The sequence below is a fragment of the Mycobacterium sp. genome, from assembly GCF_052143115.1.
In the GTDB taxonomy this organism is placed as follows: domain Bacteria; phylum Actinomycetota; class Actinomycetes; order Mycobacteriales; family Mycobacteriaceae; genus Mycobacterium.
In genome coordinates this window covers 1-6507 of the sequence record NZ_JBKQTQ010000291.1, presented here as the reverse complement: position 1 = coordinate 6507, position 6507 = coordinate 1, and the positions used below count along the sequence as shown (strand labels likewise).

Sequence of the window (6507 nt, the reverse complement as noted above, 5' to 3'; positions counted from 1 at the left end):
TCCATCGCCTCAGCATCACCGGCTGCGTCCCCGCCGTCGATCAGCAGGGCATGCACGGATCAGGCGTCGAAAACCTCCTCGCGGCACTTCCGGCGGCGTACCCCAACAGCACGATGCCAGAGCTCGTACTAATCGGGGCCGAGATCGGCCAGATCGCCCCGTTCACCACCGTTTTGAGCCCGGCGATCGCAGCCGCCATCACCCAGGCCGTCAATCTGGTAATGCTCGAATGCACCAGCCAAGATCACCGATTTGACGCCCTGTGAGTCCGTCAGTTGTATCCGCAAGTACTTGCGCAACACGACTCAGAATACTTATTTCCCAGGCCTTTTCAGTCATTACTGCAGTTCCCCGCGAGCAAGGTAGCGGTAGGCCGTGGCTCGTCCAACGCCAAACGCTTCGGCGAGTTCACGCACTGGTTCGCCGGTGGCGGCAAGCCGACGCAGCTGGCGTTGTCGCTCGGGACTGAGTTTCGGCGGCTTCGTAGCCGGCAACTGACGGTCTCGGCGAGACTCGCGCGATGCGGCCCGCCGCTCGCGGCAAAGCTCGAGCTCGAGTTCGGCGAACGTAGCCATGATGGCTGCCACTGCACGGCCAGTTGGGGTAGCGGTATCGATTCCTTCCCGCAAGGCCCGCAATATGATTCGGCGCTCACCGAGTTCGGTGATTGTGCGGGTAACTTCGGCAACCGAGCGGCCGAGGCGGTCGATGGCGCCGACCACGACCGTGTCGCCGGCGCGAGGGTAGTCCAGCATGGCCGTCAGGCCCGGGCGGGCTGTTTTCGCCGAACCTGAAAGTTTGTCGGTGAACACCCGGTCCGCGCCAACGCCAGCTGCAGCGAGCGCGGTGAGCTGCGCGTCAAGGTCCTGGCCGGTGGTGCTGACCCGTGCATAACCGAGGATCGCCGTCATACCGATGACTGTCTCATTGCCCACCGACAGTGGGGATTTGAGACACGCGATGCGAGACAAGAAACGAGACAGCGTGAGCTGGGACTACATGCTGGAGGAGGGGCGCCCGCTAGCTGTCTCGGTTCTTAGAAACGAGACGCCGATCCTTCACCGATTGAGGCACCTGCGCAGGAATCTTCACCGGGCGGGCCTTGTGGGACGACTCCACGGAGAAACCTCATCGGCCTGCGCCGTTCCCGTAGCGGGTTCCCCCACCGCAACACACCGATCAGAAGAGCGGTGTCCTAGCCCGTCTCACGCTGTCCGCCCGCCGCCGTGCAACGCCGCATCCAGGCCCTCACCAGCGAGCTGGTCACCCTCACCACCAATAAGGCCGGACCCAGCCGGAAAGCACCCCGTCACCGCCACCACTTCGCGGGCATCTACGAATGAGTCAACGAATCGGACTTCGCGGGCATCTTGACATGATTCAACAGCTAGTAATCAATACCATTTATGCTCGTAATACTAAGCCTTACTATACTTAGGAAAACCTACCCTTTGTTCGGTTAGGGAACGCTGTCCGCGTATTAATTTCAATGTAGCCTTGCTTTACTGGCTCTTCGCAATGAATCGTGGTAGCGGCGGGTCGACACGGTTGGCTGGCTGAGTTCGGAAACGGGCCTGGGGCCTCATGATTCGTGGTGTTACGGACACGAATGAAAGGCCCCAGGTGATGGACAACAGTAGTGCGACGGTGATGCTCGGGCTAGAAGGCATGGCCGTGCTGGCCGTATCTGAGCGCGACGGCGAGTTGGAGTACGCGATCGAGACCACGGCGTCGACGGGTTGGTGCCCGGTGTGCGGGGCGGTGGCCAGGTTGCATGATCGGCGTCCGACGTGGGTGCGGGATCTGCCTGCCGGGGATCGGCCGGTGACGTTGGTGTGGGTCAAACGCATCTGGCGCTGCACCCATGTGGAGTGCGAGCAGCGGACCTGGACCGAAACTCATCCGCAGATCAGGGCGCGGGCGTCGTGGAGTGAGCGTGCGCGTAAGCAGGCGTGTCGGCGGGTGGGCCGTGATGGGCATTCGGTGGCGGCGGTGGCCCGCGATGTCGGGGTCGGCTGGGCCACTGTGATGGCGGCCGTGGTCGATTACGGCACCCCGTTGATCGAGCACCCCAAACGTATTGACGGGGTGGCCGCGGTCGGGGTGGATGAGACGGCGTTTCTGCGTGCCCGACCCGGGCGCTCGACGGTGTTCGCCACCGGAATCGTCGACCTGCATGGCGGAAAGCTCATCGACATCATCCCGGGGCGAAGCCGGAAGGTGTTGGCCGACTGGCTCATTGATCAACCCACCGAGTGGGTCGCCGGCATCCAGGTGGCCGCCTTGGATCCGTTCCGCGGTTACGGCGCCGCCCTGTCGGCCGGCCTGCCGCACGCGGTGCGGGTCCTGGATGCCTTCCATGCGGTGCGGCTGGGGTTCGCCGCCGTCGATGACGTACGCCGCCGCGTCCAACAACACACCTACGGGCATCGCGGCCGCCGCGATGACCCGCTCTACGGCATCCGCCGGGTGCTGCGCCGCGGCGCCGAGCACCTCACCACCACCGGCTGGGCGCGGCTGCTGGCCGGCATCGAAGCCGGCGACGAGGACGGTCAGGTCGCTGCCGCCTGGGTCGCTGCCCAGGAGCTGCGCGCGATCTATCGCTGCCGCCATCGCGACCAGGCCGCCGCCCGCCTCTACGACTGGACCGTGACCTGTATCGACTCCCACGTGCCGGAGCTGCGACGGCTGGCGCGGACCCTCACGACCTGGCGGGCTGAATTCCTGGCCTACTTCAGCACCGGCCGGATCAGCAACGGGCCTACCGAAGCGGTCAACCTACTGATCAAGAAAATCCTGCGTGTCGGTCACGGATTCAGAAACTTCCACAACTACCGGCTGCGCCTGCTACTGCACTGCGGAATTACCTGGCAACATCACACCCCGACACCACTACGAGGCCGCCTACCACGCTTGGCTGCGTAGAGCCGCTTTACTTAGGAAAAGATTGCCTGAGTAAGTATTACCTTCGTCGCAACACTCTCTGACCTGCAATTAGGATGCTCGTCATGACCAATCACAACACCCCCAAAACGAAATTCCACACGCTCCTGCAAGAGCAGATCCGTAACGAATTCACCGTGACGCAGCAATATATTGCAATCGCGGTGTATTTCGACAACGATGACCTGCCGCAGCTGGCGAAGTTCTTTTACCGGCATGCCGGCGAGGAACGCGAGCACGCGATGAAGATGGTGCAATACTTCATCGACCGCGATTTCGGGGTCGAGATCCCGGGAGCCGACGAGGTGCGCAATCAGTTCGACACTCCCCGCGAGGCGATCGCGCTGGCGCTCGACTCGGAGCGCACGGTCACCAAGCAAGTCAGCGCTCTGGCAGCCGCATCCCGCGAAGAGGGTGACTACCTCGGCGAGCAGTTGATGTGGTGGTTCCTCGAGGAGCAGGTCGAAGAAGAGGCGGTGATGACCACACTGCTGCGCGTCGCCGAGCGCGCCGGAGACGACCTGTTCGACCTTGAGGAATTCGTCGCCCGGGACATCAACTCGTCTTCCGCCTAATCCCGCGCGCGCTAGCCGATGCTGCGATCGCATGACTGTGCGTGACTTGCACTGCCCACAGGACCTGTCAGCACCACCGCCCTGGCCCGGGCGGCGGTGCTGACAGGCGTGTCGCCACCACCGTCGCCGGCTTCATGACCGCAGCCGACCACGACACGGTGACGATCGCTGGTACAGGTGTAGCTTCGGCAGCTAACTGCGCTCAAACATTAAGGCACGCATGCATGCTCGAGACCGAGACTCACATCGGTCCGATTTAGCGGTCACGCTGGCCCAGCTGGTACCCGGCCAGCAGGCAACGATCGTCAAGCGGTGTGGTGACAGGTGTGATCGCCGCGGGCCGTCGGCCGCGGGTCGGGTTGGGTGTCAGCCGGTGGTTGGCGGTGCCGGTGGGCCGCGTGACCGGACCTATCGACTAACTATCTGAGACAGGATGTGATCAGCCTCGTTTCTCTAGATCCGAGACAACGTACAGGCTCAGGGGTGGCCCGGTTGGCCCGCCGGTTGCCATGGCCAGCTTCGCCGGCCCGACCGGCGGTGGCTATCTCAAGACCGCAGGCCATTCAGCGATCTGGTCAGCAAAATCGACGCTATTGACCCGAGCCCGCGCTGAGCCCTCTGAGATGGCACGCGCCATCCTCGAGCGCGGACCGGCGCGTGATGCCATCGACCGGCCCGCACTTGACACTTAGCGCCATCGGAGGTCTGTAACGGTTTCAAGTCCGCCCATTCATGGTGATACCCGTTGGCGCATGTGTCACCAGCTCGACCGGACCACCAACCTCACGGAGTGATCCGACCTGAACCGGCAATTCCAGGCGCTGTTCGCGCTGGCTGTTAAGGAGCCGTCCAGCGCCTACGCCGGACCCTGGCTGACATCGAAGAAGTGCACCAGAAGAACCTGATCTGAGCCGCGGCTGCCTTGGCTCAACCAGCGGTATAGAAGAGGTAAGACGCCGAATACGGGACACTCACCTGGGCTCCGTTGGCACATCGGCCCTTCGGCGGCAGCCCGCCCTTGGTCACAAGGCGCTGAACGTAGGTGACCGAGCCGAACTGCCCGGCACCGTGATTCCCGGTGGCCTTCAACAGCAGCTCCGGTATCGCGTCATCGTGGTTCACCATGGCGTTGGGTACCGGTGTCGCGCTGACTTCACTACCGTCGATCGTCGAAATCCACACCGGGCCTTTGGAATGCAAGGCAATGGGGTTGCCGTTGTCGCTGATGATCGCCGCAGGCTGTAACAGCGTCCAGGAGTTGTTGGTGCACTGGTAGATCTGCACCCCGTGGCCCTCAAACGAACCGGCAAGCTTGTTGCCGGAAGGCACCTTGACCGCGTCGGGGATCTGAACCTGCTGTGGCGCTGCGGTTTTGCTCGAGGTTGGCACAGACTGGCGAGCCGACGAGCATGCTGCCAGACCCGGCCCGATCGCGATCGCGCCGAATGCCATCGAGAGCGCGATAGGTTTCATGAATCCGTATCTCCTCCGCGTCGCGCGACGCCCAGTGGAATCCTTCGTCACGGTCGACCGCGCGCTCGACTTGTGGTCATTGCTCCAGTTTCCTACCCCTCGTTGGTACAAAGCTAATTACTAGACGTCTCGCTGTGAGTTTGCCCCTGTGAGTTGCCACGGGCCAAACGGGACTTGCAACATGCTGACGTGCGATTCCTCACCATCGCAGCAGCGGCGATCGCAACCGGCGGGATTGGCCTGGCGGCGCCGGCCCACGCCGATAGCGACGACGCATTCATACATGCAATCAGCGGTGACGGCATTTCGATGGATCCCCAACGCCGTGGGCAAGGCTCTCGAATTCCTAGACGATGACCCGGTTTTGATCTGCCTTAACATCGCCGCGGCGATCGCACCCGACGGGCACGACGCTGATAACGACCCGGCCAGAGACGCTCAATGGTGGAAGATCACAAGCATGTCGCCACCGGCCGGCACGGTCGTACGGAAACTCAACCAATTACCTTGAAAGTGGTCCGGGTCTCTTAGGTCCTAAATGTGTACTCGCTTGGTAGGGCTTTGCGCGCGTATGGTGCCGCGACATGGCTAGCCAGGCAGGGCGCATGGACGTCCGAGGATCTTGAGGGGGCCAGTTTGAATATTGCTGCCAGCGCCAACTTCTGGCTACCTGAGACGCCCAAGGTAAAGGTGCGGGGCGAGTTTAAGGCAGAGGTCGGACAGCAGCCTGAGGCGATGCTCGGTGCCGCCTTGGTCGATGACCCACGGGTAAGGCCCATCCGGGGTGGTGTCGCCTTCACGGCGTCGCCCACCGACTCGGTCAAGTCGTTTCTGCCGATCACGGTGCAGGGGCATTTCGAATCGGGTGAGTCCGTCACGCTGGTTAACGCCCGTAACCACGGCGGCAGCGGCCACTTCTTCACAGGGGGGCGTCCCTATTACAAGGCGGACTACGCCGTGGTGGGCGATCGCCACTTGAGCGGTGGCGATCAGCTATTCGGCGCCGTCCGCTTCCGCTGTGGTGATCCCTATTGGCTGGGCCACCTTCAGGACAGCAACGCCAGTATTGTCGATAGCGACGGCTCCACAGTGAGCGTCGAAACGTCTGGCGATGGCAACTGGCTCGTGTACACCGCCGCGACCCCAGCGACAATGATGCGACTTGAAACCCGGGTGGTGTTGGGCTGCCTTCGGCTGGGGTTGCCCAGCTGAGTACTCGACGCGGGCGATGGTTGAGTTTGGCGGCGATGACGTTGAGCTCGTCCTGGGTGAACGTGGACAGGTCGGCGTTCTTGTGCAGGTATTGGCGCAGCAGCCGGTTGATGTTCTCGTTGGTACCGCGCTGCCATGGGTCTAAATGACGAGTCCGGCGGGTGCTGACGTCTACGGGGAGGAGCGACCTCGCCGACCGAACGACAGCAGGTGCATGAGTGCGACGACTACGGCTCCGACGACCAATCCAATCACCGCGGACGCTCCGGTGTTGACCAACCAGGCCAGCACGCCGCCGGCGGAC

General features: G+C 62.9%; 7 protein-coding genes and 1 pseudogene. 5 read left to right on the top strand and 3 right to left on the bottom strand.

Annotation, left to right across the window (positions count from 1 at the left end; all coding sequences use genetic code 11):
* Window positions 1-266 (top strand): hypothetical protein (locus ACLQI9_RS28655; RefSeq protein ID WP_442392480.1); only part of this gene is annotated, 266 nt, incomplete at its 5' end.
* Between the two features lie 72 nt (window positions 267-338).
* On the opposite strand, the gene ACLQI9_RS28650 is transcribed toward ACLQI9_RS28655, so the two are convergent.
* On the bottom strand, window positions 339-911 hold the full coding sequence (locus ACLQI9_RS28650; protein WP_442383435.1) for a recombinase family protein: 573 nt from the start codon (window positions 909-911) through the stop codon (window positions 339-341).
* A gap of 715 nt (window positions 912-1626) precedes the next feature.
* Here ACLQI9_RS28650 and ACLQI9_RS28645 point away from each other — a divergent pair.
* The gene (locus tag ACLQI9_RS28645; protein ID WP_442392479.1) at window positions 1627-2925 is read left to right on the top strand and encodes an ISL3 family transposase; all 1299 of its coding nucleotides are present in this window, start codon (window positions 1627-1629) and stop codon (window positions 2923-2925) included.
* 83 nt (window positions 2926-3008) lie between these two features.
* On the top strand, window positions 3009-3518 hold the full coding sequence (locus ACLQI9_RS28640) for a ferritin (RefSeq protein ID WP_442383437.1): 510 nt from the start codon (window positions 3009-3011) through the stop codon (window positions 3516-3518).
* 927 nt (window positions 3519-4445) lie between these two features.
* Here the strand turns inward: ACLQI9_RS28640 and ACLQI9_RS28635 are convergent.
* Complete coding sequence (locus ACLQI9_RS28635; RefSeq protein WP_442383439.1) at window positions 4446-4991, bottom strand: DUF3455 domain-containing protein; 546 nt, start codon at window positions 4989-4991, stop codon at window positions 4446-4448.
* A gap of 295 nt (window positions 4992-5286) precedes the next feature.
* On the opposite strand from ACLQI9_RS28635, the gene ACLQI9_RS28630 reads away from it, so the two are divergent.
* Window positions 5287-5502 (top strand): hypothetical protein, encoded by a 216-nt coding sequence (locus ACLQI9_RS28630; RefSeq protein WP_442392478.1) that lies wholly within the window; start codon window positions 5287-5289, stop codon window positions 5500-5502.
* A gap of 29 nt (window positions 5503-5531) precedes the next feature.
* Window positions 5532-6203 (top strand): hypothetical protein, encoded by a 672-nt coding sequence (locus ACLQI9_RS28625; RefSeq protein ID WP_442383441.1) that lies wholly within the window; start codon window positions 5532-5534, stop codon window positions 6201-6203.
* Here the strand turns inward: ACLQI9_RS28625 and ACLQI9_RS28620 are convergent.
* Window positions 6181-6342: pseudogene (locus ACLQI9_RS28620) on the bottom strand (IS30 family transposase); the annotation flags it as partial. The gene ACLQI9_RS28625 and the pseudogene ACLQI9_RS28620 overlap by 23 nt on opposite strands.
* Window positions 6343-6507 lie beyond the last annotated feature (165 nt).